Source organism: Bacillus sp. MN7755, from assembly GCF_054771475.1.
Window position 1 is genome coordinate 292301 of the sequence record NZ_BTRL01000012.1, and the last position, 26322, is coordinate 318622.

Annotated in this window: 31 protein-coding genes; 10 read left to right on the forward strand and 21 right to left on the reverse strand. The window is 36.0% G+C overall.

Going from position 1 to position 26322, the window contains the following annotated elements; translation table 11 throughout:
- Positions 1-13: 13 nt before the first annotated feature.
- The 3 genes from pyc to ACYVEC_RS13575 form a co-directional block, all read right to left on the reverse strand.
- A complete protein-coding gene (gene pyc / locus ACYVEC_RS13565; protein WP_063223164.1) occupies positions 14-3460 on the reverse strand; it encodes a pyruvate carboxylase in 3447 nt (1148 codons plus the stop codon).
- A gap of 333 nt (positions 3461-3793) precedes the next feature.
- Positions 3794-4975 (reverse strand): putative lipid II flippase FtsW, encoded by a 1182-nt coding sequence (gene ftsW / locus ACYVEC_RS13570; RefSeq protein WP_063223163.1) that lies wholly within the window; start codon positions 4973-4975, stop codon positions 3794-3796.
- Positions 4976-5100: 125 nt separating this feature from the next.
- Positions 5101-5388 carry an Fpa/YlaN family protein gene (locus ACYVEC_RS13575; protein ID WP_000135695.1) on the reverse strand — a complete coding sequence of 96 codons (288 nt, stop codon included), beginning with the start codon at positions 5386-5388 and terminating at the stop codon, positions 5101-5103.
- A gap of 150 nt (positions 5389-5538) precedes the next feature.
- On the opposite strand from ACYVEC_RS13575, the gene ACYVEC_RS13580 reads away from it, so the two are divergent.
- Entirely contained in the window at positions 5539-6036 is a 498-nt protein-coding gene (locus ACYVEC_RS13580) for a molybdopterin-binding protein (protein WP_063223162.1), read from the forward strand.
- A 47-nt stretch (positions 6037-6083) separates the two neighbouring features.
- On the opposite strand, the gene ACYVEC_RS13585 is transcribed toward ACYVEC_RS13580, so the two are convergent.
- Positions 6084-7412 carry a PhoH family protein gene (locus ACYVEC_RS13585; protein ID WP_000358079.1) on the reverse strand — a complete coding sequence of 443 codons (1329 nt, stop codon included), beginning with the start codon at positions 7410-7412 and terminating at the stop codon, positions 6084-6086.
- Positions 7413-7658: 246 nt separating this feature from the next.
- Positions 7659-8114: a PNPOx family protein gene (locus ACYVEC_RS13590; RefSeq protein WP_063223161.1), complete on the reverse strand. Its 456-nt coding sequence runs from the start codon at positions 8112-8114 to the stop codon at positions 7659-7661.
- Positions 8115-8259: 145 nt separating this feature from the next.
- On the opposite strand from ACYVEC_RS13590, the gene ACYVEC_RS13595 reads away from it, so the two are divergent.
- A complete protein-coding gene (locus ACYVEC_RS13595) occupies positions 8260-8460 on the forward strand; it encodes a YlaI family protein (protein WP_060632065.1) in 201 nt (66 codons plus the stop codon).
- Positions 8461-8495: 35 nt separating this feature from the next.
- Here ACYVEC_RS13595 and ACYVEC_RS13600 read toward each other — a convergent pair whose 3' ends face one another.
- The 3 genes from ACYVEC_RS13600 to typA form a co-directional block, all read right to left on the reverse strand.
- The gene (locus ACYVEC_RS13600) at positions 8496-8771 is read right to left on the reverse strand and encodes a hypothetical protein (RefSeq protein WP_063223160.1); all 276 of its coding nucleotides are present in this window, start codon (positions 8769-8771) and stop codon (positions 8496-8498) included.
- Between the two features lie 14 nt (positions 8772-8785).
- Positions 8786-9088 carry a YlaH-like family protein gene (locus ACYVEC_RS13605; protein WP_063223159.1) on the reverse strand — a complete coding sequence of 101 codons (303 nt, stop codon included), beginning with the start codon at positions 9086-9088 and terminating at the stop codon, positions 8786-8788.
- 153 nt (positions 9089-9241) lie between these two features.
- Positions 9242-11086, reverse strand: coding sequence for a translational GTPase TypA (typA, locus tag ACYVEC_RS13610; RefSeq protein WP_063223158.1), 1845 nt, complete (start codon positions 11084-11086; stop codon positions 9242-9244).
- Positions 11087-11226: 140 nt separating this feature from the next.
- Here typA and ACYVEC_RS13615 point away from each other — a divergent pair, with 140 nt between their 5' ends.
- Positions 11227-11406, forward strand: a complete 180-nt coding sequence (locus ACYVEC_RS13615) for a DUF5325 family protein (RefSeq protein ID WP_000400129.1) — start codon at positions 11227-11229, stop codon at positions 11404-11406.
- Positions 11407-11450: 44 nt separating this feature from the next.
- Here the strand turns inward: ACYVEC_RS13615 and ACYVEC_RS13620 are convergent, their stop codons facing one another.
- Both ACYVEC_RS13620 and ACYVEC_RS13625 read right to left on the reverse strand, forming a co-directional pair.
- A complete protein-coding gene (locus ACYVEC_RS13620; RefSeq protein WP_098555036.1) occupies positions 11451-12242 on the reverse strand; it encodes an inositol monophosphatase family protein in 792 nt (263 codons plus the stop codon).
- Positions 12243-12330: 88 nt separating this feature from the next.
- Positions 12331-12519 carry a hypothetical protein gene (locus ACYVEC_RS13625; protein ID WP_001250168.1) on the reverse strand — a complete coding sequence of 63 codons (189 nt, stop codon included), beginning with the start codon at positions 12517-12519 and terminating at the stop codon, positions 12331-12333.
- Positions 12520-12725: 206 nt separating this feature from the next.
- Between ACYVEC_RS13625 and ACYVEC_RS13630 the strand changes: the two genes are divergently transcribed.
- Positions 12726-13352 (forward strand): YktB family protein, encoded by a 627-nt coding sequence (locus tag ACYVEC_RS13630; RefSeq protein WP_063223156.1) that lies wholly within the window; start codon positions 12726-12728, stop codon positions 13350-13352.
- An 80-nt stretch (positions 13353-13432) separates the two neighbouring features.
- Here the strand turns inward: ACYVEC_RS13630 and ACYVEC_RS13635 are convergent, their stop codons facing one another.
- Positions 13433-13702, reverse strand: a complete 270-nt coding sequence (locus ACYVEC_RS13635; RefSeq protein WP_063223155.1) for a UPF0223 family protein — start codon at positions 13700-13702, stop codon at positions 13433-13435.
- A 366-nt stretch (positions 13703-14068) separates the two neighbouring features.
- On the opposite strand from ACYVEC_RS13635, the gene speA reads away from it, so the two are divergent.
- Both speA and ACYVEC_RS13645 read left to right on the forward strand, forming a co-directional pair.
- Positions 14069-15541, forward strand: a complete 1473-nt coding sequence (gene speA / locus ACYVEC_RS13640) for an arginine decarboxylase (RefSeq protein WP_063223154.1) — start codon at positions 14069-14071, stop codon at positions 15539-15541.
- A gap of 75 nt (positions 15542-15616) precedes the next feature.
- Entirely contained in the window at positions 15617-16447 is an 831-nt protein-coding gene (locus tag ACYVEC_RS13645) for a protein-glutamine gamma-glutamyltransferase (RefSeq protein WP_063223153.1), read from the forward strand.
- A 39-nt stretch (positions 16448-16486) separates the two neighbouring features.
- On the opposite strand, the gene ACYVEC_RS13650 is transcribed toward ACYVEC_RS13645, so the two are convergent.
- The 4 genes from ACYVEC_RS13650 to ACYVEC_RS13665 form a co-directional block, all read right to left on the reverse strand.
- Positions 16487-16615, reverse strand: coding sequence for a GapA-binding peptide SR1P (locus ACYVEC_RS13650; protein ID WP_063223152.1), 129 nt, complete (start codon positions 16613-16615; stop codon positions 16487-16489).
- A gap of 45 nt (positions 16616-16660) precedes the next feature.
- Entirely contained in the window at positions 16661-16789 is a 129-nt protein-coding gene (locus tag ACYVEC_RS13655; protein WP_060632074.1) for a GapA-binding peptide SR1P, read from the reverse strand.
- A gap of 59 nt (positions 16790-16848) precedes the next feature.
- A complete protein-coding gene (locus tag ACYVEC_RS13660) occupies positions 16849-16977 on the reverse strand; it encodes a GapA-binding peptide SR1P (RefSeq protein ID WP_060632075.1) in 129 nt (42 codons plus the stop codon).
- Positions 16978-17171: 194 nt separating this feature from the next.
- Positions 17172-17468: a DUF3055 domain-containing protein gene (locus ACYVEC_RS13665; protein WP_060632076.1), complete on the reverse strand. Its 297-nt coding sequence runs from the start codon at positions 17466-17468 to the stop codon at positions 17172-17174.
- Between the two features lie 127 nt (positions 17469-17595).
- Here ACYVEC_RS13665 and ACYVEC_RS13670 point away from each other — a divergent pair, with 127 nt between their 5' ends.
- On the forward strand, positions 17596-17988 hold the full coding sequence (locus tag ACYVEC_RS13670) for a DUF1885 family protein (RefSeq protein ID WP_063223151.1): 393 nt from the start codon (positions 17596-17598) through the stop codon (positions 17986-17988).
- A 1-nt stretch (position 17989) separates the two neighbouring features.
- On the opposite strand, the gene ACYVEC_RS13675 is transcribed toward ACYVEC_RS13670, so the two are convergent.
- The 5 genes from ACYVEC_RS13675 to pdhA all read right to left on the reverse strand — a co-directional run bounded on the left by ACYVEC_RS13675 (position 17990) and on the right by pdhA (position 23351).
- Complete coding sequence (locus ACYVEC_RS13675; RefSeq protein ID WP_063223150.1) at positions 17990-18217, reverse strand: hypothetical protein; 228 nt, start codon at positions 18215-18217, stop codon at positions 17990-17992.
- Positions 18218-18453: 236 nt separating this feature from the next.
- The gene (lpdA, locus tag ACYVEC_RS13680) at positions 18454-19866 is read right to left on the reverse strand and encodes a dihydrolipoyl dehydrogenase (RefSeq protein ID WP_063223149.1); all 1413 of its coding nucleotides are present in this window, start codon (positions 19864-19866) and stop codon (positions 18454-18456) included.
- A 5-nt stretch (positions 19867-19871) separates the two neighbouring features.
- The gene (gene pdhC / locus ACYVEC_RS13685) at positions 19872-21161 is read right to left on the reverse strand and encodes a pyruvate dehydrogenase complex dihydrolipoyllysine-residue acetyltransferase (RefSeq protein ID WP_063223148.1); all 1290 of its coding nucleotides are present in this window, start codon (positions 21159-21161) and stop codon (positions 19872-19874) included.
- Positions 21162-21254: 93 nt separating this feature from the next.
- Complete coding sequence (pdhB, locus tag ACYVEC_RS13690; RefSeq protein WP_000068166.1) at positions 21255-22232, reverse strand: pyruvate dehydrogenase complex E1 component subunit beta; 978 nt, start codon at positions 22230-22232, stop codon at positions 21255-21257.
- Between the two features lie 3 nt (positions 22233-22235).
- Positions 22236-23351 (reverse strand): pyruvate dehydrogenase E1 component subunit alpha, encoded by a 1116-nt coding sequence (gene pdhA, locus ACYVEC_RS13695; RefSeq protein WP_000536893.1) that lies wholly within the window; start codon positions 23349-23351, stop codon positions 22236-22238.
- A 513-nt stretch (positions 23352-23864) separates the two neighbouring features.
- Between pdhA and ACYVEC_RS13700 the strand changes: the two genes are divergently transcribed.
- Together ACYVEC_RS13700 and def are read left to right on the forward strand one after the other, a co-directional pair.
- Positions 23865-24011, forward strand: coding sequence for a YjcZ family sporulation protein (locus tag ACYVEC_RS13700; RefSeq protein ID WP_000274562.1), 147 nt, complete (start codon positions 23865-23867; stop codon positions 24009-24011).
- 163 nt (positions 24012-24174) lie between these two features.
- A complete protein-coding gene (def, locus tag ACYVEC_RS13705) occupies positions 24175-24729 on the forward strand; it encodes a peptide deformylase (RefSeq protein WP_063223147.1) in 555 nt (184 codons plus the stop codon).
- Between the two features lie 58 nt (positions 24730-24787).
- On the opposite strand, the gene ACYVEC_RS13710 is transcribed toward def, so the two are convergent.
- Positions 24788-25561, reverse strand: a complete 774-nt coding sequence (locus tag ACYVEC_RS13710) for a Cof-type HAD-IIB family hydrolase (RefSeq protein WP_063223146.1) — start codon at positions 25559-25561, stop codon at positions 24788-24790.
- A gap of 547 nt (positions 25562-26108) precedes the next feature.
- On the opposite strand from ACYVEC_RS13710, the gene ACYVEC_RS13715 reads away from it, so the two are divergent.
- A complete protein-coding gene (locus tag ACYVEC_RS13715) occupies positions 26109-26321 on the forward strand; it encodes a DNA-dependent RNA polymerase subunit epsilon (RefSeq protein WP_060632082.1) in 213 nt (70 codons plus the stop codon).
- Position 26322: the final 1 nt, after the last annotated feature.

Consider the following 26322-nt stretch of genomic DNA (forward strand, 5'->3'; position numbering starts at 1 on the left):
GCTCTTTTCTATTTTAGTGATCTAATTCAATGAGTAAGTCACCCGTTTGAATTGCATCTCCATCGTTAACATATACTTTTTTCACTTTACCATTGAACGGCGCTTGAACTGTCGTTTCCATTTTCATCGCTTCAGTAATTGCCATAGAATCGCCTTTTTTCACTTCATCGCCTTCTTTTACAACGACTTTAATAACCGTTCCTGGCATTGTTGCACTAATGTGGTTTGGATTTTCACGGTTTCCTTTCACACGTTGTGCAACTGTTGCTTTCACACTTTCGTCTTTCACAACAATCTCACGTGGTTGACCATTAAACTCCAAGTAAAGAATACGATTTCCATCTGCCTGAGGCTCTCCGATTGACACTAGTTTAACCATCAATGTTTTACCTTGCTCAATTTCCACATCGATTTCTTCACCAAGTCTCATACCATAGAAGAATGTCGGTGTATCAAGCACAGATACACTTCCATAAAGCTCAGCAACTTTTTCGTAATCCATAAATACTTTTGGATATAATGCATATGCAACGACATCAAAAATCGTCACTTCGCGCCCAAGTTTATGGAATAGCTCTTCTTTTAACGCATCCAAATCTACTGGCTCTAATAATTCACCTGGTCTTACTGTTAATGGTTCTTTCCCTTTTAAAATAATTTCTTGTAACTTTTTCGGGAAACCACCGTATGGCTGCCCCAAATCTCCTGAGAACATTTCAACGACAGACCCTGGGAAGTCCATAGAATGCCCACGCTCTAAAACATCTTGTTCTGTTAAGTGATTTTGAACCATAAATAATGCCATATCACCGACAACTTTAGATGATGGCGTTACTTTAACAATATCACCAAACATGTCATTCACACGGCGGTACATTACTTTCACTTCATCGAATCGATCTCCTAAGCCAACCGCTTTCGCTTGTTGTTGTAAATTACTATACTGTCCGCCTGGCATTTCGTGCATATATACCTCTGTATGAGGAGCATTCATACCACTTTCAAACGGTGCGTAGTATTTACGTACATCTTCCCAGTAATGAGATAGTTTTTCTAATGAATCTATATTAACATCTGGCTGTCTTTCGTTTCCACCTAACGCATAGTATAGCGTGTTCGCACTTGGCTGTGACGTTTGCCCAGCCATAGAACTTACTGCTACATCGACAATGTCAACACCTGCTTCAATTGCTTTCGTATACGTTAATATACCATTTCCACTCGTATCGTGTGTGTGCAGGTGAATCGGAATCGATACCGTCTCTTTTAATGCTGAAACTAAATCATATGCTGCGTTTGGTTTTAGTAAGCCCGCCATATCTTTAATACCTAAAATGTGAGCTCCTGATGCTTCTAATTCTTTTGCTAAATTTTTATAGTAATTTAAATCATATTTACTACGTAACGGATCATGAATATCCCCTGTGTAGCACATCGTTGCTTCTGCAATTTTACCAGTATCTCGTACAGCATCAATTGCAACTCTCATACCTTCTACCCAGTTTAAGCTATCAAAAATACGGAACACATCAATTCCAGCTTGAGCAGAACACTCCACAAACTTTTGAATTAAATTATCCGGATAGTTTTTGTAACCAACTGCGTTTGAAGAACGAAGTAACATTTGGAATAAAACATTTGGCATTTTTTCACGAAGATCTAGTAATCGTTCCCATGGATCTTCTTTTAAGAAACGATATGCAACATCAAACGTTGCACCGCCCCACATTTCCGCTGAGAATAAATTCGGTAACATTCTCGCTGTCGGCTCTGCAATTTGATGTAAATCTTTTGTACGAATACGCGTTGCAAGTAATGACTGATGCGCATCCCGGAATGTTGTATCCGTTAAAAGTACACGTTTTTGATCTTGTACCCATTTTACTAATCCGTCTGCTCCACGCTCATCCAAAATTTGTTTCGTTCCATTTTGGATCGGCTCTGAGTGTAATACATTCGGTATACGAGCATCCGGGAAAATTGGTTTCTCTTTTTTCCCTACTCCTGGGAAGCCATTTACTGTTACTGTCCCGATGTAATTTAACATTTTCGTTCCGCGGTCTTTACGTTTCGGGAACAAGAATAATTCAGGTGACGCATCAATAAATGAAGTGTCATATTCCCCTGATAAGAAGTTTTTATGTTTTACTACATTCTCTAGGAATGGAATATTAGTTTTAATACCACGAATACGGAATTCTTTTAAGTTACGTTCCATTTTTGCAGCAGCTTGTTCAAAAGTAAGCGCCCATGTTGTAACTTTTACAAGTAAAGAATCATAGTACGGTGTAATAACAGCACCTTGGAAACTATTACCTGTATCAAGACGAACTCCAAAGCCACCACCTGATCGATATGCCATAATTTTTCCAGTATCCGGCATGAAATTATTTAGTGGATCCTCAGTCGTTACACGAGATTGTATTGCAAATCCATGTACAACAACTTCCTCTTGCTTTGGAACACCTACCAATTTGCTATGTAATGCATGTCCATCAGCTATTAAAATTTGTGATTGAACGATGTCAACTCCTGTAATCATTTCTGTAATTGTATGTTCTACTTGAACACGCGGATTTACTTCAATGAAATAGAAATTATCATCTTTCACAAGGAATTCAACTGTTCCTGCGTTTAAATAATTTACATTTTTCGTTAACTTAACAGCAGCATCACAAATACGCTGACGTAAATCATCTGAAAGTGATACACTTGGTGCTATTTCTACAACTTTTTGATGACGACGTTGTACAGAACAATCTCGCTCGTATAAATGAACAACATTTCCCTCTTCATCTGCTAAAATTTGAACTTCTATATGTTTAGGTTTTTCAACGAATTTTTCAACGTATACTTCATCATTACCAAAGGCTGCTTTCGCTTCTGACTTCGCTCGATTATACGATTCTCTTAATTCTTCACTAGTACGTACAATACGCATACCACGGCCGCCACCACCAAGGGAAGCTTTAATTATAATCGGGTAATCATACTTTTCAGCAAATTCTTTAACTTCTTCTACCGAATCTACTGGACCATCACTACCAGGAATAACTGGAATTTGTGCTAGCTGCGCTTGTGTTCTTGCTTTCACTTTATCTCCAAACATATCTAAATGCTTACTTTTTGGACCTATAAAGATAATTCCTTCTTCTTCACAACGTTTTGCGAATTGAATATTTTCTGACAAGAAACCATATCCAGGGTGAATTGCATCTACATGATTACTTTTCGCAATCTCAATAATGCCCTCAATATCTAGATAAGCATCAATTGGCTTTTTCCCTTCCCCAACTAAATAGGATTCATCGGCTTTATAACGATGATAAGAACCACTATCCTCTTTAGAATAGATTGCAACTGTTTTTAATCCAAGTTCCGAACAAGCTCGAAACACACGAATTGCAATCTCTCCACGGTTAGCTACCAATACTTTTTGAATACGTTGCAGCTTTGTCATGATTTTCCCCCTCTACTTTCCTACCACTCTAGAGATAAAATATATACACACCCTAAAGAGCGTGAAGTTCTTCACTTTCTACATTATATTATACTTAGAAAGCTTCACTTTATTTTTATCCATCATACCTTATTTTTTAACAAATGATAAGTTTTCTGATTAATTTGTTTCACAAAAATAGTATAGCATACCTCTTCCTTTTCTAACAACTTAATTGTATATCACATTTGATTTAATGTGATATATTTTTTATTATAAATACCAATTAATATATCATATTTAATATTTCTAAAAAATAAAAAACACATCGCGCTCTAAAGCACAATGTGTTTTTTATTTTACAACTACAAGACGTGGTCCATCTTGTTCTCTTTCTTTCATTTCCTCATTTTGCTGTTTCTCTTGTCGTTTTACATGACTAGCAATATTTAATAATATACCCATCGCGATTAGATTAGCTAACAAGGAACTACCGCCATAACTAATAAACGGCAAAGGCACTCCTGTAAGTGGTATTAATCCGGACATACCACCAACATTAACAAATGTTTGTATTCCAATTAAACTTGCAATTCCGATTGCAATTAAACTTCCAAATGGATCTTTACATTTTTGTGCCACTCTAAACGAACGAATGATAATAAGTAGTAAACAGATTAAAATGATAGCTACACCTATAAAACCCAGTTCTTCAGATATAATCGCCATAATAAAATCCGTTTGCGGCTCTGGTAAGTAGCCATACTTTTGTATACTATTTCCTAATCCTCTACCATTTAACCCACCTGAGGCAATTCCAACAAATGAATTTATTAATTGAAATCCATCCTTTTGTGGATCACTAAATGGATCAAGGAAAACTGAAAATCGCGCTTTTTGGTATTGACTCAATTTATAGTTTCCAATAAAATACAACGCTGGAATCCACACGACAGATGTTAATAAAAATCTTTTTATCCACAAGTTAACATTAACTCCTGAACAGAAGAACATAATTAACACTGTTCCACCTATTAATATGTCAGTCCCTAAGTCATTTTGTAATAAAATTAATACCATCGATCCACCGACAACAAATAAGGGAGGTATTATCCCTTGAAAAAAAGGGGTTTGCCTCTCTTGTTTCTTAGCAAAAAAACTTGCTAGCGTAATAATAACTGCTATTTTTACAAACTCAGCTGGCTGTATACCTAGTATCCATCCTTTTGCACCATTGATTACCTTACCGAAAAGGAAAGCTGCTGTTAGTAAACCAATACTTCCTAACCCCATCGCTGCAAGAACTATTTTTTTCCTCCACAATTTGTAAGGGATTATAACTACAATCACAAGTATTACCGTTCCAATAGCAAGAGCAACTAATTGTTTTTTAAAAAAGTGATCTGCTGGCCAGTTATTTTTCGACGAAATCGCGACAATGGAACTAGAACTATATACCATTATAACTCCCAACACACATAAGATAACAAGAGGAAGTAATAATGAATAATCCATTGATTTCCATACTCTTTTCATTTCATTTCCTCTCTCTGTTTCAATTTAATTATTGTTGTATTCCATATGTACATTGATTCTTCCTGCTTTATTATACAAATAAAAAGCCCAAACTTTTTCAGTTTGAGCCCCCTTATTTGAACCCGTTATTGTTGTTTGTTTGTAAATGCTTCATGAAGTGCAGATAACTCACGTTCAAGCTCTCCTAACATTGCTTTCCCTTGTTCTTCTGCAATAAGACCAAGGCGAACTGCAAAATCGACTTCGCGGGATAGTCCAAACATTTGTGTGTCTAACACTTCTTCATATAATGGACATTGCGGCATTGTAAGATGGTCCATTTGCACCTTAATAAGTCTTAAAATCTTCTCCGCATCCGCTTGTAGAAGGGCTAGTGCCTTTTCCTGATGATTTGATACTGTCTCAGACGCCAAATTGATTCCCTCCGTTTCCGTCCTACTCTCTCCTATCTATTAATATTAGCGATAGTTTTAATAAATTGCAATAGAAACATTTTTTGTGACAATAGTGTCTAATACTATTATACTGAAAAGTGGGAGTATAACACAAATGGGGGAACAACAATGAGCGAAATTTTATTTATCAATGGAAAAGTTCGTTTTCCAATCACTATCGATCCAACCGTTTGGATCTTTGATGATCGAAAAGTAGATTTGACAACTTACTTTGATGAAACGAGAGAAAACACTTCAGAACTAGAAGCTTATTTAAAAAACACTTCAGAACATTGGGATCGCGAAATCCGTGATGGTGCTGCCTTCCCGCCGATACAACAAAGTGTAAAGAAATATAAAAAAGAACAGTTAATTACTGGAACGTTCGGTATACCATTCCATCCTTTTCTTGCTAACGCCGAAATTTCAGATGACGCTACGCAAGTCGAGATTGAAACAGTAGATCATACAATAACGCTTCCACTAGAAACTGTCAAAGATGCTATTCTTGGTTTTTCAAAAGAAGGAAAACCATTAAAAGAAGATGGACCTGTTCATTTATATTACAATGATGGATCTAATAGACAAAATCCAATCCGTAACATCCGTAAATTTACAATTATTTAAAGTGTATACTTGAAAGAAAAAAGGAGTGAGCCTCGGCTCACTCCTTTTTATAATAAATCTGCAGCTAGTTGAGCTAAATTAGATCGCTCCCCTTTAACAAACTTTACATGACCACTAATACGTTGCTCTTTAAACTTCTCTACAACATATGTTAAACCGTTATTATATTCATCCAAATACGGATGATCAATTTGCTGAGGATCTCCCATTAATACGATCTTACTTTTTTCTCCTACCCTTGTTAATATCGTTTTCACTTCATGCTTCGTTAAATTTTGCGCTTCGTCAATTATTATGAACTGATCTGGAATACTTCTTCCGCGTATATACGTAAGAGCTTCTACTTCAATCGAACCCATTCCAGCTAAAATAGCATCTAACTCTCCTGGCTTTTTCGTATTAAATAAATACTCTAGATTATCAAAAATCGGTTGCATCCACGGTCTTAACTTTTCTTCTTTTTCTCCTGGTAAATAACCGATATCTTTTCCGACTGGAACAATTGGCCTTGCAACGAGTAGTTTTTTGTATAGTCCTAAATCTTCCGTTTGCATAAGCCCCGAAGCTAACGCTAGTAATGTTTTTCCTGTACCAGCTTTCCCTGTTAATGTTACTAGCGGAATATCTTCACGAAGTAATAATTCTAATCCCATAATTTGCTGCACATTTCGTGGTCGTATCCCCCATACTTGTTCATTGTGAAAAATAAGTTTCTTTACCTTCTTACCTAAGTGATCCACAATGCCAAGTGCTGAACTAGATCCCCCTAATGCATCTTTCATTACTACAAACTGATTTGGATAAAAAGGATGATTTGCAATTTCAGATAAAGGCAATTCACCTTTTTCATAAAAATAATCCAATTGCTCTTTTGATATATACCCTTCTAAAAATCCTGAATATATATTATCTACTTCAATTACACGATCACTTAAATAATCTTCCGCCTTCAAACCAATTGCATCAGCTTTTACCCTTACGAGCACGTCTTTACTTACTAAAATAACAGACTTCCCGTCCTCTTTTTCTTGTTCTTCTAAAGATAGATTTTTTGCTACAGCTAAAATTCGATTATCATTTGTTTTTTCTACAAAAATATCTTGTAGTTGAACAAATGAACGATGATTTAATTCAATACGAAATGTACCGCCGTTTTCTAGCGGAATACTTTCATGCAGCTTTCCTATTTCACGAAATTTGTCTATTAACTTAGATACATAACGAGCGTTTCGTCCTACTTCATCCATATAACGTTTTTTCGAATCAACCTCTTCTAATACAACTGCTGGAATCACTACTTCATTGGTTTCAAATGAAAAAATAGATAAAGGATCCTGCAAAAGTACATTCGTATCTAACACATAAATTTTATCCAACCTGTTACCCCCTGACTCCACTTTTAAATTTGTAGAACAAGGGTTTCATCCAAAAAATATGGACGAACCATTGTTATAATTATATGTACCGTATAAACGAGGTAGAATCGAAATTTATAGCCATTAAACCTTTTATTTATTTTTTATTCATTTCTATTCAATATATTACTTTTAATTATAATTATTAACATAAAATCACAATAACTAATTACAAAAGTTACTAACTGGCTTTCTTATTTATCACATTTATAATTCTTTCATTCCTACTAACACTTGGTTATCGAGCTTTTTTGCTGCCCGAAGATCATATGTTTTTTCATATGTTGGTTCAGTTGCAAGTTTTGCACCATAAAACATAACATCACGTACTTCTTGTACATTTACTTCTATTACAGTTAATTTTAGAGGAATGCCTTCCATTCTATCAGTCAAAATTTCACCTGCACCACTTATGGAAAATACGGAATCATTCGCCATTATAGTCAATACCACCCCTGTACTATGCCGCATATTTTCCACAATACGTGAACGTTGATCTACTGCAAATCGAATACTAGTTTTACTCACTGCATACACCCAAGAAATAGCACTTACGTTAGGAACTTGTTTTTCAAAATCTGTTGTTGCTACCATAACAATACACTCTTTACGTAACGATTGTACTAAATCATCTGTTAATGTAGGCTCTACTACATTCGCCATATTTCCACCTCCAAATATACTTAATATATCCTTATCATAACTTATTTTTCGAATTGCGAAAATATTATTTTTTCCCGCTATTATTCAAAAACATTACACTTCCATGATATACTTATACTGATAGAATTCGTATTGAGGTGACGACATGAGAGTCAAATGTATGATTTGTGATAAAAAAGATATGTTAGATGATGAAAATCCTATGGCAAAAAAACTGCGTAATCGCCCTATTCATACATATATGTGCATGGAATGTTCGGAACGAATTGCAGAACGTACGATGGAACGTCATGCAAGTGGTAGTTTCCGATTATACCGTGATAAAAAAGTCGAAGACGATTGGTAAAATATAAATAAGTCCTTAATCATATAGATAAGGACTTATTTATATTTTTCAGGCTCACGATTCATCTGATCCAAGAAACAATCAATAGCTTCTAACGGAAACCTTGCAGATTTTCTTTCTCCATTCATTTCATATGTAATCAAATACATTTCCTCGTTCTTTTTAACTTCCACATTCCTCAATTTGTGTTCTTCATATATCATATTTTGAAATAACAAATACGTTTCTTTTGCAGCACTATCATCCGGACGTGCTTCTGCAACTGTTTTAATTGTTAACCAATTATATAATGCATCTTGTACTGAACGCATAAAACTTCGCCCCCTCATCCTGCTTTTTGTTGTCTTGCTTGATGTAAACGCAACCTATAAATCCCAAGTACAATTGCCGCTACAACAAGCCCCTCCCCAACAGGTAAAAAAACTGCAAAGAAAGTTAACACTGTACACCCTATCGCTAACGATATATATATCACTATATTTTTTATTATTGATAGTTTTCTTGCAAAACCTAAATTATACACAAGTGCACTTAATATAATAATGATGCCATACAGTAACCACATCCCTAGTTCTGGGTTTTCATCAACTTTACATAATTTCGCAAAAAATGACATTCTTTCTAACACTATTTATCCCCCTTCTCATAAAAAACAAAATTTCTTTATGTACTTAATACAAGAGTAACCCGCGAAAAAAATACTGTCCACTAAAAAGAGTAAATATTCTAAAAATAAATACGAAAAAACAGCTACCTTAATTTAAGGTAGCTGTTCTATTTTTTACGCTTCTACAGATTTCTTTTTCTTAGCAGCTCTTTCACGCTCGCTCTTATCAAGAATCTTTTTACGTAAACGAATTGATTCTGGAGTTACTTCACAGAACTCGTCATCGTTTAAGTACTCTAATGACTCTTCTAAAGTCATTAAGCGTGGTTTTTTCATTGTTGAAGTTTGATCTTTCGTTGCAGAACGAATGTTAGTTTGTTGTTTCATTTTCACAACGTTAACTGTTAAGTCGTTCTCACGAGTGTGTTCTCCTACGATCATACCAGCATATACTTCTGTACCTGGTTCAACGAAGATTACACCACGGTCTTCAACTTGCATAATACCGTATTGAGATGCTTTTCCTGTTTCAAGTGAAACTAGAACACCTTGGCGACGTCCACCAACTTGTCCAGCGTGTACTGGTTGGTAGCAATCGAATGTATGGTTTAAAATACCGTAACCACGAGTTAATGTTAAGAATTCTGTTGTGTAACCAATTAAACCACGTGCTGGAACCATGAAAGTAAGGCGAACTTGACCGTTTCCATTATTCACCATATCTAACATTTCACCTTTACGTGCACCCATAGATTCCATAATAGAGCCAGTGTATTCTTCAGGTACATCGATTTGTACGCGCTCTACAGGCTCACATCTTACGCCATCAACTTCTTTAATGATTACTTCTGGTTTAGATACTTGTAACTCATAACCTTCACGACGCATGTTTTCAATTAAGATAGATAAATGTAGTTCCCCACGTCCAGATACGATCCATGCATCAGGAGAATCTGTATTATCTACACGTAAACTTACATCTGTTTCTAACTGTGAACGAAGGCGCTCTTCAATTTTACGAGATGTAATGAATTTACCTTCACGACCTGCAAATGGGCTGTTATTTACAAGGAATGTCATTTGTAGTGTTGGCTCATCAATACGTAATAATGGTAAAGCCTCTTCATGCTCAACCGGACATACCGTTTCACCTACGTTAATGTCTTCCATACCTGAAACAGCTACTAAATCTCCAGCTTTTGCTTCTTCAATTTCTTGACGTTTTAATCCAATGTAACCAAATAATTTCGTTACGCGGAATTGTTTTACACTTCCGTCAACTTTCATTAATGCAACTTGTTGTCCTACTTTCATTGTACCACGGAATACGCGGCCAACCCCGATACGACCAACATAGTCATTGTAATCAAGAAGTGCTACTTGGAATTGAAGTGGCTCTTCGCTGTTATCAACTGGTGCTGGAATATGTTCAATAATTGTGTCAAACAATGATTTCATATTCTCTTCTTGATTTGCTGGATTTGAATCTAAGCTTGCTGTTCCGTTCATTGCTGATGCAAATACAACTGGGAACTCTAATTGATCTTCGTTTGCACCAAGTTCGATGAATAAGTCAACTACTTCATCAACTACTTCATCAGGGCGAGCGAAGTCACGGTCAATTTTGTTTACAACAACGATTGGAGTTAAGTTTTGCTCAAGAGCTTTCTTTAAAACAAATCGTGTTTGTGGCATACAGCCTTCATATGCATCAACAACAAGTAGAACACCATCAACCATTTTCATGATACGTTCTACTTCTCCACCGAAGTCAGCGTGACCAGGTGTATCTAAAATGTTAATTCGTTTATCTTCATAGTGAATCGCAGTATTCTTCGCTAAAATTGTAATACCACGTTCTCTTTCTAGATCGTTTGAGTCCATTGCGCGTTCTTCAATATGTTCGTTCGCACGGAAAGTCCCCGCTTGACGTAATAACTGGTCAACAAGTGTTGTTTTACCATGGTCAACGTGGGCAATAATTGCTATATTACGTAAATCTTGTCGTTTTTTCAACATGTCCAACTCCTAATGTCTTTTTAATCCTTCTCTATTATAAGAGCGAAGGGGATACAATAGCAATTAAAATAAAATCAAGAATGAAAATATAGTTGTATTCTTACTTTTGTGAAAGTAAAATGAGATTGGAGGGTGAAGAAATGGAACACATTCAATATCGCTTTTTATTAACTGCAATTATCGGTGTTATTTTCTTAATCGGTATCGGCATTATGGTTGCTGAAAATAGTCCCATCGGTATTATTATTTGCATTATCGGTACATTTGTTACAGTTGGATACGGTTTTGTAACAAAAAGAAAAATGCGTAAATCGCAATAACGTCAAAAAGTAAGAAGCGTGTATACAGCCTCTTACTTTTTTTGTTACTTAGATATAAATCGTAACACCTCTTCATACACCCCTGGTTTTGCAACTAATACGCTGCTTTTCTCTACGATAGAAAGCGGGGCTCCAGAAAATGTTGTCACCTTGCCCCCAACTTCCTCTACAATTATCTGTCCCCCGCCAAAATCCCACGGTGATAATCTCGGCGTTACATATGCATCTATTCTTCCTGTTGCAACGTATACCATCTCTAACGCTGCACAGCCATATGATCTCGTGCCTCTTGCTTTCTTAACAAGTGCCATCATATTTTCCATATTAAGCAATGGATTATCGGTAAGCCATATCGCATTTAAAGCTACAATACCTTGCTCTACAGTCCCTTTTTCCAATAAAGTTATTGGTACTTCATTACAAAATGCTCCAGTCCCCTTTAACGCATGATATAATTCATCATGAACTGGATCATAAATAAGTCCAATCTTTCCGATACCGTTCTCATAAATTCCAATTGAAATTGCAAAATTTCTCTTTTGATGAACAAAGTTCATTGTGCCATCAATTGGATCAATTAACCAAACAACCCCATCAGAAGAAGTTACCTCATCTCCATAACCTTCTTCCCCTAAAATACTATGATTCGGGAATGTTTCTTTAATTTTCCCAATTAAAAACTGTTCTATTTCTCGATCCATATTTGTTACTAAATCAGCTGCATTGGATTTCGTTTCTATAATAAGTGCTTTTTTCATTGATGCCATTAAACGCTCTCCCGCATCTCGAATCCACTGCTTGGCGTGTGCATCGATGTCTTTCCATACTTCTTGCATGTTTAAACACTCCGATCTATACTGTTCACAGAAAAAACGAACCCTTTATAAGGTTCGCACCAACTAATTTTTTATACATATACTATTATTACGCTTCTAAACGAATCATTTCAAGTCTTAACACTTCTAACTTTTGTACACACTCTTCTTTTTTCTGTTTATCATTTTCCATCATCGCATCGTATAAAGTCGCTAATTCATAATCTAGCTCCAAACGTAGCACCGGTATTCTCTTTTCAGCATCTGTTCTCTTTAACGCATTAATCACCTGTCTCATATTATTTGCCTCCTCCCAATATTCGTCTGCCCTCGGACTAGAATTGATTTAATTTTCTGATTTTTTGTTTTATACTATACTATGTTGGAGAAATCATCTATGCAACAAAATTATATTTTTTTATTTAAATTTTTTTGTGCTGTTCTTTTTATGAATAGTACAAGCTATGCTAAAATAAAAGCAAAATAGGAGTTGGAGGAACAATCATGACACTAGAAACATTCAAATCAACTGATTTTGAGGTCTTTACAGTTGATGGTCTCGAAGAACGAATGAGTGCAATTAAAACGAACATTCATCCTAAGCTAGAAGCTTTAGGGGAACAGTTTGCAACGTATTTATCCAAACAAACTGATGAGAACTTTTTTTATCATGTAGCAAAACATGCACGTCGCAAAGTCAATCCACCAAACGATACTTGGGTTGCTTTTTCAACAAATAAACGCGGATATAAAATGCTACCACATTTCCAAATTGGACTATGGGGTACTCATGCCTTCATATACTTTGGTTTAATCTATGAGTGTCCACAAAAAGTGGAGACGGCTCACGCCTTCTTAGAACATTTAAATGATTTAAAAACAAATATTCCAAATGACTTCGTTTGGTCCATTGACCATACTAAACCAAGTGTAAAATTACATAAAACACTTGAAACAGAAGACTTACAAAAGATGGTTGAGCGTCTAGCTACTGTGAAAAAAGCAGAATTATTAGTTGGTATTCATATATCACCAGAGGAGTTTTCAGCAATGACCAACGAACAATTCCTTGCTAAGATTGAATCTACGATGCAATCACTCCTTCCTTTATATGCACTTTGTAATCGATAGTAGAAAACGGACAATTTATATTGTCCGTTTTTAGTTGTTATCACATTATATCACTTCAGTTTTTATTTTTCAAAATATTTTTACATTTTTACAAGCTTTTGTTCTTCGATTTCTTTAGCCCTTTGAATCGCACGGTATATAGAATACCCACTTACTTCTTGAAACTCTTTATCAATTTTCTTTTCTTCTGCTTTCGATGGAACAATCTCTTTAAAACGACGATATAATCCCATTAACTCTTCTCTTATAATTCCTTTTTCATATGCTTTCTCAATCGCTTCATAAAACTTCACAATTGCAACCATTTCCTCATTTGACCAATCATAATCTAACGGATATTGATATTCCATTTTGCACCTCATTTATCATTTCTTCTTATTTCAATACGCTATTTTAAAGAGATTTTTTCTTCTTCACTATAGCCACTTTGCATTATACACTATTTATTCATTCTAATGGAATTGTCTTCCTCTAGAAGTTAGTAGGGAACAACTATTTAACATACTCACCGTAAAAATATTTTTTGCTATACATCTATAATTATTGGTGATATAATGCTTTTGTTTTATAGAAAATAAAGTGAAGCTCCCATCTCAGAAAAGCTTTTGTGAATGGCAGAAAAACAAGTCTCATTCTAAAAAAGAACTTAACTTTTTTAGAACAAGATTATATAAAACAAACTCTAATAAATATAAAAAAAAGAAGGGGTGTATAGATTGTCCCAATACGAAACACCATTGTTTACCGCTTTAGTTGAGCACAGTAAGCGAAATCCAATTCAATTCCATATTCCAGGTCATAAAAAAGGACAGGGCATGGATCCTGAATTTCGCGAATTTATTGGGCATAATGCATTAGCAATTGATTTAATTAATATTGCGCCGCTCGATGATTTACATCATCCAAAAGGTATGATTAAAGAAGCACAAGATTTAGCAGCCGCTGCATTTGGTGCGGATCATACTTTCTTTTCTATTCAAGGTACAAGTGGCGCAATAATGACAATGGTGATGAGCGTTTGCGGTCCTGGTGACAAAATACTAGTGCCACGAAACGTGCATAAATCAGTAATGTCAGCTATTATTTTCTCAGGTGCAAAACCTATTTTCATGCATCCTGAAATCGATCCAAAACTTGGTATTTCACATGGAATCACAATTCAATCTGTCAAAAAGGCACTTGAAGAGCACTCAGATGCGAAAGGCTTACTTGTTATTAATCCAACATACTTTGGCTTTGCTGCAGACTTAGAACAGATTGTACAATTAGCACATTCTTACGATATCCCTGTACTAGTTGATGAGGCACATGGTGTTCACATTCATTTTCACGATGAACTACCGATGTCAGCGATGCAAGCCGGTGCAGATATGGCAGCAACAAGTGTTCATAAATTAGGTGGATCTTTAACTCAAAGTTCTATTCTTAATGTAAAAGAAGGTCTTGTAAACGTAAAACATGTTCAATCTATTATTAGCATGCTTACGACTACATCAACTTCTTACATCTTGTTAGCATCCCTAGATGTTGCTAGAAAACGTCTTGCTACAGAAGGAACGGCACTCATAGAACAAACAATACAATTAGCGGAACAAGTTCGTGATGCTATAAATGCTATTGAGCATCTTTACTGTCCTGGTAAGGAAATGCTAGGTACGGATGCTACTTTTAACTATGATCCTACAAAGATAATTGTATCTGTGAAAGATTTAGGTATTACAGGCCATCAGGCTGAAGTATGGCTTAGAGAGCAATATAACATTGAAGTAGAACTCTCAGATTTATACAACATACTATGTCTTGTCACTTTCGGGGATACAGAAAGTGAGACAAATACACTTATTGCAGCATTACAAGATTTAGCAGCAACATTTAGAAATAAAGCTGATAAAGGTGTTCAAATACAAGTAGAAATTCCAGAAATACCAGTGCTAGCACTTTCTCCTCGAGATGCTTTTTATTCAGAAACAGAAGTCATCCCATTTGAAAATGCAGCAGGTCGTATTATAGCTGATTTCGTTATGGTTTATCCGCCAGGGATTCCAATCTTTACTCCGGGGGAAATTATTACACAAGATAACTTAGAGTATATTCGTAAAAACTTAGAAGCGGGTTTACCTGTACAAGGTCCTGAAGATATGACATTACAAACATTACGTGTGATTAAAGAGTACAAGCCTATCAGTTGATAGGCTTTTCTTTCACCCTTTTTCCCTTTTCTCATACGATATTGAGTAATGTAATGTATAGGTGGGGATACTATTATGATTGTAATAGGCCGTTCTATTGTACATCCTTATATCACAAATGAATATGAGCCATTTGCAGCTGAGAAACAACAAATTTTATCTATAATGGCAGGAAATCAAGAAATTTATTCCTTCCGAACATCTGATGAACTCAGCTTTGACCTAAATTTACGAGTTAATATTATTACTTCTGCATTAGAACTTTTTCAAAGTGGATTTCAGTTTCGCACATTTCAGCAATCCTTTTGCAACCCTCAGTATTGGAAAAGAACGTCCCTTGGAGGATTCGAGCTCCTTCCAAACATACCCCCTTCCATTGCCATACAAGATATTTTCAAAAACGGAAAACTATATGGAACTGAATGCGCCACCGCTATGATCATTATTTTTTACAAAGCTTTACTCTCATTGTATGAGGAAGAAACTTTCAATCGTCTCTTTGCAAATCTTTTACTTTATACGTGGGACTACGACCAAGATTTAAAGCTCATAACAAAAATGGGTGGCGATCTTGTCCCAGGTGATCTCGTTTATTTTAAAAATCCACAAGTGAATCCAGCTACAATTGAGTGGCAAGGAGAAAATACAATCTATCTAGGAAATTTCTTTTTTTACGGACATGGCGTAGGTGTAAAAACAAAAGAGGAAATTATATACTCGTTAAATGAACGACGAGTCCCTTATGCTTTTATTTCGGCTTTCTTGACAGATACTATCACCCGTATTGATAGCCGTCTCATGAGCCACTACACCTCTCCTAGCACTCCACAGACATCCATAGGATTTATTCCGATTAGAGATGATGCAATCGTTGCAACAGTAGGTCATACGACTACAATTTATTAAAAAAAGCACCTACACATGTAGGCGCTTTTTTTCTTATTATTAAGCTTTTGTATGTTCTTTATGGGTACAGTCGCAATGAGATCCGCATTTCCCGTATAGCACTGTTGATTTTTCATCTTCAAAATGTCCAATTGTTCCTTCACATACTTGGCATACGATTGTTCCCATTTTTCATTTCCCCCTGAGTTTTTATAGTAATCTACTTATTTATCATTAAGCTTTCGCATTATCTCTATTAGCACAGTCACAATTTGTTCCACATTTTCCGTAAAGTACTGTCGTTTTCTCATCCTCAAAATGTCCGATTGTTCCTTCACATACTTGGCATACGATTGTTCCCATTTTTCATTTCCCCCTAAGTTTATGGTCCTAAAAACTTTTAGCTGTCCATTTCCTATCCATTATTGGGCTTTTGTATGCTCTGTGTGATCACATCCGCAAGATCCACATTTCCCGTAAAGTACCGTTACTTTTTCATCCTCGAAGTGCGCAATTGTACCTTCACATTCTTGACATACGATCGTTCCCATTTTTCATTTCCCCCTAAGTTTATAATCCCAAAAACTTTTGTAACCGCTTAACTTTCTGCCTTTATTTTAATATGTTATACTTTTTACGTCAATAGGTTTTTAGTATAACACATTAAATATTTTATTTTTTAATTAGTATGCGATATTAAAATAAAAAAACAGCCATATTTATACGTACGACTGTTTTACATTAATTATTCTTCATATTCCGCATGCAAAGAAGTAGATGGAACTAGGAATGAGAAAAACTGAGCTAATTCCGCCGCTTCACCTTCTGATCCTAATTTGAAAATTTCCTGCAAATATTGAACATTCTCTACATCATCTCGTCCAAGTAAAGTAGATCTTCCTGTTTGCATGCAAACAATGAGTGGCTTTCCAAAAAACATATTTGTATAAATAATACCAAAATCATAACGAGTATCATGTGTCATAAACCCCAAAAATCGTACCTTCACACTTTCATGCTCATCATACAATTTTTCAAACATTGGTTTCCACCTTTCCACATCACCTTTCATTAGTATATTAAACAAAAAAAGGAATACTCCTTTTAATTGTCAAAAAATTCAGTAGGATGTAAAATAATAGTATTCTACTAAGTTAGGGGGAACTTATATGCAACATGCCTTTATTACGCTTGTACCTAAATCCAATCAACAATCTGTTTCAATAGATGATATAAAACAACTTTTTCATTATTATAAAACAGTTACTTCCAAAACTGGTGTTCAAATTAATTACACTTATACAAATACCGCTTTTCCTTATGAAATTTTAGATACATCAGCAACAACATTAAAACTACAATCTACTCACGATCGATATGACTCCATGTATGTTGGTGTTGGTATAGAAAAGGAACAATCTTTTATTCAGATTTCTTTACCACCTAATGCAACATTTGGTGATAAAGGAAAAGCAAATGAATTTTGCCGTTTTCTAGCGAAGAAATTAGAAGGAGAGTTACAACTATTTAATGGAAGAACAATGTATTTCTATAAACGTTAATTTAAAAAATAGAAAATATTATTAAAAAGAGTATACAATTCGAACATGTAAGAAATAAAGCTTGCTTCCTTATGTGTAATACAAAACATGCTATCACATATGCTAAGTAAAGGAATACGAAAAAAAGAATAACTTTATAATGAAACTTATCACCATTCGATAACGTTAATACAACGGAAAAACCACTCCATAATAAAAAATGATAAAATATAACATGTAATATTCTCATGGAACCTTCTCCTTTGACATGCTCTATTTTATTAATATATGGGATTAAGTTTGAATCAATTACATATTATACGAAAGCATATATACAGCTTTTAGATTAATATATGTTCTAACGATTCATTTAAAGTATTATATATTCATTCGACAAGTACATATAAAGACCTTGCAAGCCATTTTATTAAAATAAAAAATAGCCCATCTCTTTAAATAAGAGATGGGCTATTTTCATTACTTAAATTATTTTACAATGTGAATTGGCATTCCAAGAGCAACTTCAGCTGCTTCCATTGTGATTTCACCTAATGTTGGGTGAGCGTGGATTGTTTGAGCGATATCTTCTGCTGTCATTCCAGCTTCGATAGCTAAACCAATCTCAGAAATAATATCAGAAGCGCCTGCACCTGCAACTTGAGCACCTACAAGAAGACCGTCTTCTTTACGTGTTACAAGTTGTAAGAAACCGTCAGTGCTGTTTAATGATAACGCACGACCGTTTGCAGCGAATGGGAACTTAGATACAGATACTGTCATTCCTGCTTCTTCAGCTTGTTTCTTAGTGTAACCAACAGATGCTAATTCTGGATCAGTGAAGCATACTGCAGGAATTCCGATGTAATCGATTGCTGATGCATGGCCACTAATTGCTTCAACAGCTACTTTACCTTCGTAAGAAGCTTTGTGAGCTAATGGTGGTCCAGGAACGATATCACCGATTGCATAGATGTTTGGTACGTTTGTACGACATTGCTCATCGATTTCGATGATGCCGCGGTCAGTCATTTTAACTCCAACTTGCTCAAGACCGATTTCTTGAGTGTTTGGACGACGACCTACAGTTACTAATACGTAATCTGCTTCTACAGTTTGGATTTCACCTTTAACTTCGAAGCTAACTTTTACGCCAGTTTCTGTTTCTTCAACGCCTTTAGCCATAGCTTTTGTATGGATATTTACGTTACCTTTCTTTTGAAGAGCACGTTTAACAACAGAGCTCATAGCTTTTTCGAAACCAGCTAAGATTTCGTCGCCAGCTTCTACTACAGTAACTTCTGTACCGAAGTTAGCATATGCAGTACCTAATTCCATACCGATGTAACCGCCGCCGATTACAACAAGTTTTTTTGGAATTTCAGGTAAGCTTAAAGCGCCTGTAGAGTTGATAACACGTTTAGAGTATTTGAATCCTGGAATTTCGATTGGTGTAGAACCAGTTGCAAGAACAGCATTTTTAAACGTATAAGTTTGAGCTGCATCTTCAGTCATTACGCGTAATGTGTTAGCATCTACGAAGTAAGCTTCACCGCGAATGATTTCAACTTTGTTACCTTTAAGAAGGCCTTCAACACCGCCAGTTAATTTCTTAACTACGCCGTTTTTCCATTCTTGAACTTTTGTAAAGTCAACTTTTACGTTCTCTGCAGTGATACCCATGTCATCAGAATGCATTGCATTCTCATAACGATGACCTGCATTGATTAACGCTTTTGAAGGAATACATCCAACGTTTAAGCATACGCCACCAAGGTTAGCTTTTTCAATGATTGCTACCTTTTGACCTAATTGTGCTGCACGAATTGCCGCAACGTATCCACCAGGACCTGCACCAACAACGACTGTATCTAATTCAATTGGGAAATCTCCTACTACCATTGTTATTACGCCTCCATTACTAATAATTGTGGGTCATTCAATAGACGTTTAATTTGGTTTAATGCTTTTTGAGCAGTTGCGCCGTCAATTAAACGATGGTCAAAGCTTAGAGATAATGCTAATACTGGAGCTGCAACGATCTCACCGTTTTTCACAACTGGTTTCTCAGCGATACGGCCGATACCAAGGATTGCTACTTCTGGGTGGTTGATAACTGGAGTGAACCATTGTCCACCTGCAGAACCAATGTTTGTAATTGTGCAAGAAGCGCCTTTCATTTCAGCAGGAGCTAAACGACCTTCACGTGCTTTACCAGCAAGATCATTGATCTCGTTAGAAATTGTGAAGATAGACTTGCGATCTGTATCTTTAACAACTGGTACTAATAGACCTTTGTCTGTATCAGCTGCGATACCGATGTTGAAGTAATGTTTATGAACTACTTCTTGAGAAGCATCATCTAAAGAAGTGTTTAACATTGGGTATTCACGTAATGCAGATGTTAAAGCTTTAACAACGTATGGAAGGTAAGTTAATTTAATACCTTTGTCAGCTGCAACAGCTTTGAACTTCTTACGGTGAGCAACAAGTTCTGTTACATCTACTTCATCCATTAATGTTACGTGAGGAGCTGTGTGTTTAGAGTTAACCATTGCTTTCGCAATTGCTTTACGGATACCACTCATTTTCTCACGAGTTTCTGGATATTCACCAGCTGGGATTGGTTGTGCTTTTGGTGCTTCTTCTTTCGCTGCTGCTGGAGTAGCTTCTACTGCTGCTGGAGCCTCAGTTGCTGCTACTGCTTGTCCACCATTTGCAAATGCATCGATGTCAGCTTTTACGATACGACCGTTCTTACCAGAACCAGCTACTGTATGAATGTCTACACCTTTTTCACGAGCATATTTACGAACAGATGGCATAGCGATTACGCGCTCATTTACTACTTCTGCAGTTGCTGCTGGAGTAGCTTCCGTTGCTGGAGCTTCTACTGCTGCTTCTTCAGCTTTTGGAGCTGCATCATGGTCGTCACCTTTAAATTTAAGGTTTTCGTATCCAGGAGCATCAAATTTAATTAATGTATCTCCTACAATTGCAACTGTTCCTTCTTCTACAAGTACTTCAAGTACTTTACCTTTAACAGGAGAAGGGATTTCTACTACTGCTTTATCATTTTGTACTTCAAGAAGTACATCGTCTTCGTTTACTTCATCGCCTGGTTTAATAAACCATTTTACGATTTCACCTTCGTGGATACCTTCACCGATATCTGGTAGTTTAAATTCAAATGCCACGGAATTCAGCCCCCTGATTCATTTCATTATTATGGAATATGTGCAAAAGAAACCAGCATGTGCTGATTTCTTTTGCACATGAAAAGCTAAAAATTAGAAGTTCATTACTTTGTTAACAGCTTCAACAATATCTTTATGGTTTGGTAACCATACACTCTCAGCTTGAGAGAATGGGAATACTGTATCAGCAGCTGCAACACGTACAACTGGAGCTTCTAAGTTTAAGATTGCACGGTCGTTAATTTCCGCTACAACGTTAGCTGCAATACCAGCTTGTTTTTGTGCTTCTTGAACTACAACTACGCGGCCTGTTTTTTCAACAGAAGCGATGATTGTTTCGATATCTAATGGTTGAACTGTACGTAAGTCAACAACCTCTAAAGAGATACCTTCTTTTTCAAGTTCTTCAGCAGCTTTTAATGCAGCGTGAACCATAGCACCGTAAGCGATAACAGATACATCTGTACCTTCACGTTTGATATCAGCTTTGCCTAAATCAATTGTGTATTCGCCTTCTGGTACATCTTGACGGAATGAACGGTACAATTTCATATGCTCTAAGTAGATAACTGGATCGTTGTCACGAATCGCAGAGATTAAAAGACCTTTTGCATCGTATGGAGTTGATGGAATAACAACTTTTAGACCAGGTTGTTGAGCCACTAATCCTTCTAAGCTATCAGCATGTAGTTCAGGAGTATGAACGCCGCCACCGAATGGAGAACGAACTGTTACTGGAGCAGTCCAACGTCCACCAGAACGGTAACGCATACGAGCTAATTGACCAGAAATTGAATCCATTACTTCATAAACGAAACCGAAGAATTGGATTTCTGGAACTGGACGGAATCCTTCAAGTGCAAGTCCAACTGCAAGTCCACCAATACCAGACTCTGCAAGTGGAGTATCCATTACACGATCTTCACCGAATTCAGCTTGTAAACCTTCAGTAGCACGGAATACACCGCCGTTTACACCAACGTCTTCACCAAACACAAGTACGTTAGGATCATTTTTCATTTCAACGCGTAAAGCATCAGTGATTGCTTGAATCATTGTCATTTGAGCCATGGCTTACTTCGACTCCTTTTCTTTGTAAATTTCATATTGTTCAGCTAAGTTGTAAGGCATTTTTTCGTACATGATTTCCATTAAATCAGTAACTTTTTGTTTTGGAGCTTGGTCAGCCTTAGCGATTGCTTGTTTGATATCTTCTTTCGCTTCTTCGATTACTTTCTCTTCAACTTCTTGAGACCATAGGCCTTTGTTTTCTAAGAAAGCACGGAAACGTACGATTGGATCTTTTTGTTCCCATTCGTTTTCGATATCTTTTGTACGGTAACGAGTTGGGTCATCACCAGCCATTGTATGTGGACCGTAACGGAATGTTAAAGTCTCGATTAAAGTAGGACCTTCACCATTTACTGCGCGCTCACGAGCGAAAGCAGTTGCTGCGTATACAGCTAATGGATCCATACCGTCTACTTGAATTCCGTAAATACCTGCTGCTACTGCTTTTTGAGCTACAGTTTTAGCTGCAGATTGCTTTTCTACTGGAGTAGAGATTGCATAACGGTTGTTTTGTACAACGAAGATTGCTGGAGCTTTGAATGCACCCGCAAAGTTCATACCTTCGTAGAAGTCACCTTGTGAAGCACCACCGTCACCAGTGTAAGTAATTGCAACAGATTTTTTACCACGTAGTTTCATACCTAACGCAACACCAGCAGTTTGGATGATTTGCGCACCGATAATGATTTGTGGAGCAAGTGCATTTACGTTCTCAGGCATTTGGTTACCCATAAAATGTCCACGAGAGAATAAGAATGCTTGGTATAATGGTAAACCGTGCCATACTAATTGTGGCACATCACGATATCCTGGTAAGATGAAATCTTCTGCTTCAAGTGCGAAATGACTTGCTAATTGAGAAGCCTCTTGTCCAGCTGTTGGTGCGTAGAAACCTAAACGTCCTTGACGGTTTAAAGAAATAGAACGTTGATCTAGTACGCGAGTATACACCATACGGCGCATTAATTCTTTTAATTGATCATCAGATAATTCAGGCATAGCTGCTTCATTCACAACTTCGCCTTTTTCATTTAAAATTTGTAATGTTTCAAATTGAGCTGCGATAGCTTTCATTTGCTCATCAACATTAAATAGGGTCTTTTTTGTTTTAGTACCCATTCCGTTCACCTCTTCCTCTCTTGAACCATATTCTGAAACGCTTTCACTATCTATTAGCTAGACTGAAAACGCAACAATGTAAACCAACAAATTTATTTGTCGGTTGAGAATAATTTTGTGTACCTAACAATCTGTACTAATGTTTTTTCAGAAACATATTAATACAATCTTGATCACGTTTTTTAGTTTACAACTATTCTAATTACGATGTCAATTACTTTGAATACGTTTTTTTATAAATAATCTGCAGGTTTCTTCTACACAAACGTGTTTTTATTTTTCACATCTGTATTAGTAAGCATTGACCTACTGTTATATTATTCCCTTTTTAACTTGTTTTTTCTCTTAGAATAATATGTAAACGATTTAATTCTCTTTAGTTTTTCTCTCTTCTTAACAAAAATATACAAACTCTTCTTCCTTTTATAGGTAATTACCCATACATTTCTCCCTTTCCCTCCATACATTATAGTAACCGCAGTATTAGCGGGAAATGATAAAGGAGGTCATCTCATGTACGGATACTCTTATTGCTATCCAACTTGTTCATATCCTTCCTACGGTTATGGCGGTTCTTGTGGCGGGTCTGGACGCGGCTTCGCCTTAATTGTTGTGTTGTTTATTCTTTTAATTATCGTTGGTGCTGCTTGCATTCGCTAATGTAAAACGAAACAACTATGGAAAGAAACAGACGGCTTTGCCGTCTTTTCTTTTTATTACATACATATTCTATAGTAGAACGCTTTCCAAAGCGCTTCCCCTTACTTGCCGATGACTTTTTCCATCTCCTTTGGTAGACTAAGGGGGAAAGGAGAGATTACATATGCTTACAATGAAAGATGTAATTCGCGAAGGAGATCCTATTTTGCGAAACGTTGCAGAAGAGGTAGTAATGCCAGCGAGCGAAGAAGATTCAAATACACTTAAAGAAATGATTGAATTTGTAATAAATAGCCAAGATCCTGAAATGGCTGAAAAATATAGTTTACGCCCTGGAATCGGATTAGCAGCTCCACAAATCGGTATTTCAAAGAAAATGATTGCGGTTCATGTAACAGATACGGACGGTACGTTATATAGTCATGCATTATTCAACCCAAAAATCATTAGTCATTCTGTTGAACGTACATATTTACAAAGTGGTGAAGGCTGTCTATCTGTAGACCGTGAAGTACCTGGTTATGTCCCTCGTTATACAAGAATTACAGTGAAAGCAACATCTATCAGCGGTGAAGAAGTAAAATTACGTTTAAAAGGTTTACCAGCAATCGTATTCCAGCATGAAATTGACCATTTAAACGGTGTTATGTTCTATGACCACATTAATAAAGAAAATCCATTTGCTGCTCCTGACGATTCAAAACCTCTGGAGCGATAATAAAAAAAGGCGGAGTTAATCTTCCGCCTTTTTTATATGAAATGGGTTTCATATTCATTTATAACAATCCAGCCCATTTTAATCCATGATATATGCCGTCTTCACTAACATCCTTTGTCACGTGATTTGCCAGTTTTTTTAAGTCCTCATGACCATTCCCCATGACAATACCTGTCCCAACTGCTTCAATCATTTCTAAATCATTTAAGCCATCTCCAAATGCATACACTTGGTCACGGTTAAACCCTAACTTCTCAATGAATTTCTCAATCCCTTTTGCCTTAGATCCACCATTTGGAATGATATCCATTGAATACGCATGCCAGCGAATAAAATGAAAGTCCGGGTACTCATTAATAAACTTTTCCTCTTCATTGACTTCACAGAAAAGCAGAGTTTGATAAATATTACGCTCCTCATAAAAATCAGGTTCATATGCCGGATGTTCAAAGTTTAAACTCCCAAAACCTTCTTTCACATAATCATGATATTCTACTGACGCTCTCATTTCTTGATGATCAAGATATACAAGTGGATATCCTTCTTGTTTTGCAAACTGAGTAAACTTATGCAGGGCAGCCGGATGTAACGGATTATTAAATACTACCTCATCCTCAAATACAACGTATTGTCCATTAAAACTAACATAATTATGTATATTAAGTTCCTTACGAATATCTTCAAACATAAATGGCGCACGTCCTGTCGCAATTGCTACATGCACACCTTTTTCTTGTAAATGTCTTACTGCATCTCGTGTAGATTGCGGAATTTTTTTATCATGATCTAATAATGTTCCATCAATATCAAAAAAAACAATTTTATCATTCATTTTTCAAAATCCTTTCTGTTACTCTATATTCCTATTTTGATTATCGCTTTTCAAATGCTAAAAAAAAGTATAACATATTAAACATCTGTGAAGAAAGCGTTCACTTTCTGACCTTATTTACGAAACCTGCATATATATATTAGTAAAAAATGTGGATACTTGTTCGTATGAATTTTCTTTTCTATTCTTTCTCATACTATACCTATAACTAACGGCTACTAATCGTTACTATAGAATAACTTTCCCTGTATGAGAAAGGACAAGATTCAACATTCACTTTTGTCCTCTTTCTTATATCAGAGACGGAGTTTTCACTAGTAATATGCATGTTTAAAATAAGGAAAGGAAGGAGTAATCATGCTGAAGAAGCTGAAGAAAAAGCTCAAGCGTTATTTAAATGATCTAGTCCGTAAAAAGACAATCGCTTAAATTGTGCCCATTTCGGGCTTTTTCTTCATTCTCATTCGAAAAAACATGAAAATCGTGACTGTTTGCTTTATAATAAGTAACAGATAATGCAAAACATAGACAAGGAGAGGTTTTCCAAATGATTTTTAAAGTATTTTATCAAGAAAAATTAACTGAGGTTCCAGTACGTGAAAATACAAAAGTTTTATACTTAGAGGCTACGTCTCAAAAGGATGTTCGTAAAAAATTAAATAAGTTCGCATATAATATTGAGTTTGTTCAGTCTGTTACTGGTAATCATCTTGAATATGAAAAACAAAACGCTGATTTAATATTAGCGGAAATCGTATAGT

Coding starts and splice junctions, on each gene's coding strand:
- ACYVEC_RS13700 (WP_000274562.1), top strand. CDS start 23,865: ATGTACGGATACTCTTATTGCTATCCAACTTGTTCATATCCTTCCTAC.
- ACYVEC_RS13590 (WP_063223161.1), bottom strand. CDS start 8,114: ATGGCGAATGTAGTAGAGCCTACATTAACAGATGATTTAGTACAATCG.
- ACYVEC_RS13650 (WP_063223152.1), bottom strand. CDS start 16,615: ATGGGAACAATCGTATGCCAAGTATGTGAAGGAACAATTGGACATTTT.
- ACYVEC_RS13630 (WP_063223156.1), top strand. CDS start 12,726: ATGACACTAGAAACATTCAAATCAACTGATTTTGAGGTCTTTACAGTT.
- pdhA (WP_000536893.1), bottom strand. CDS start 23,351: ATGGGTACTAAAACAAAAAAGACCCTATTTAATGTTGATGAGCAAATG.
- ACYVEC_RS13635 (WP_063223155.1), bottom strand. CDS start 13,702: ATGGAATATCAATATCCGTTAGATTATGATTGGTCAAATGAGGAAATG.
- typA (WP_063223158.1), bottom strand. CDS start 11,086: ATGTTGAAAAAACGACAAGATTTACGTAATATAGCAATTATTGCCCAC.
- ACYVEC_RS13600 (WP_063223160.1), bottom strand. CDS start 8,771: ATGCGTTCAGTACAAGATGCATTATATAATTGGTTAACAATTAAAACA.
- ACYVEC_RS13645 (WP_063223153.1), top strand. CDS start 15,617: ATGATTGTAATAGGCCGTTCTATTGTACATCCTTATATCACAAATGAA.
- pyc (WP_063223164.1), bottom strand. CDS start 3,460: ATGACAAAGCTGCAACGTATTCAAAAAGTATTGGTAGCTAACCGTGGA.
- ACYVEC_RS13625 (WP_001250168.1), bottom strand. CDS start 12,519: ATGAGACAGGTGATTAATGCGTTAAAGAGAACAGATGCTGAAAAGAGA.
- ftsW (WP_063223163.1), bottom strand. CDS start 4,975: ATGAAAAGAGTATGGAAATCAATGGATTATTCATTATTACTTCCTCTT.
- pdhB (WP_000068166.1), bottom strand. CDS start 22,232: ATGGCTCAAATGACAATGATTCAAGCAATCACTGATGCTTTACGCGTT.
- ACYVEC_RS13580 (WP_063223162.1), top strand. CDS start 5,539: ATGAGCGAAATTTTATTTATCAATGGAAAAGTTCGTTTTCCAATCACT.
- ACYVEC_RS13620 (WP_098555036.1), bottom strand. CDS start 12,242: ATGCAAGAAGTATGGAAAGACATCGATGCACACGCCAAGCAGTGGATT.
- ACYVEC_RS13595 (WP_060632065.1), top strand. CDS start 8,260: ATGAGAGTCAAATGTATGATTTGTGATAAAAAAGATATGTTAGATGAT.
- ACYVEC_RS13715 (WP_060632082.1), top strand. CDS start 26,109: ATGATTTTTAAAGTATTTTATCAAGAAAAATTAACTGAGGTTCCAGTA.
- ACYVEC_RS13670 (WP_063223151.1), top strand. CDS start 17,596: ATGCAACATGCCTTTATTACGCTTGTACCTAAATCCAATCAACAATCT.
- ACYVEC_RS13615 (WP_000400129.1), top strand. CDS start 11,227: ATGGAACACATTCAATATCGCTTTTTATTAACTGCAATTATCGGTGTT.
- ACYVEC_RS13660 (WP_060632075.1), bottom strand. CDS start 16,977: ATGGGAACGATCGTATGTCAAGAATGTGAAGGTACAATTGCGCACTTC.
- lpdA (WP_063223149.1), bottom strand. CDS start 19,866: ATGGTAGTAGGAGATTTCCCAATTGAATTAGATACAGTCGTTGTTGGT.
- def (WP_063223147.1), top strand. CDS start 24,175: ATGCTTACAATGAAAGATGTAATTCGCGAAGGAGATCCTATTTTGCGA.
- ACYVEC_RS13675 (WP_063223150.1), bottom strand. CDS start 18,217: ATGAGAATATTACATGTTATATTTTATCATTTTTTATTATGGAGTGGT.
- ACYVEC_RS13710 (WP_063223146.1), bottom strand. CDS start 25,561: ATGAATGATAAAATTGTTTTTTTTGATATTGATGGAACATTATTAGAT.
- ACYVEC_RS13655 (WP_060632074.1), bottom strand. CDS start 16,789: ATGGGAACAATCGTATGCCAAGTATGTGAAGGAACAATCGGACATTTT.
- ACYVEC_RS13665 (WP_060632076.1), bottom strand. CDS start 17,468: ATGTTTGAAAAATTGTATGATGAGCATGAAAGTGTGAAGGTACGATTT.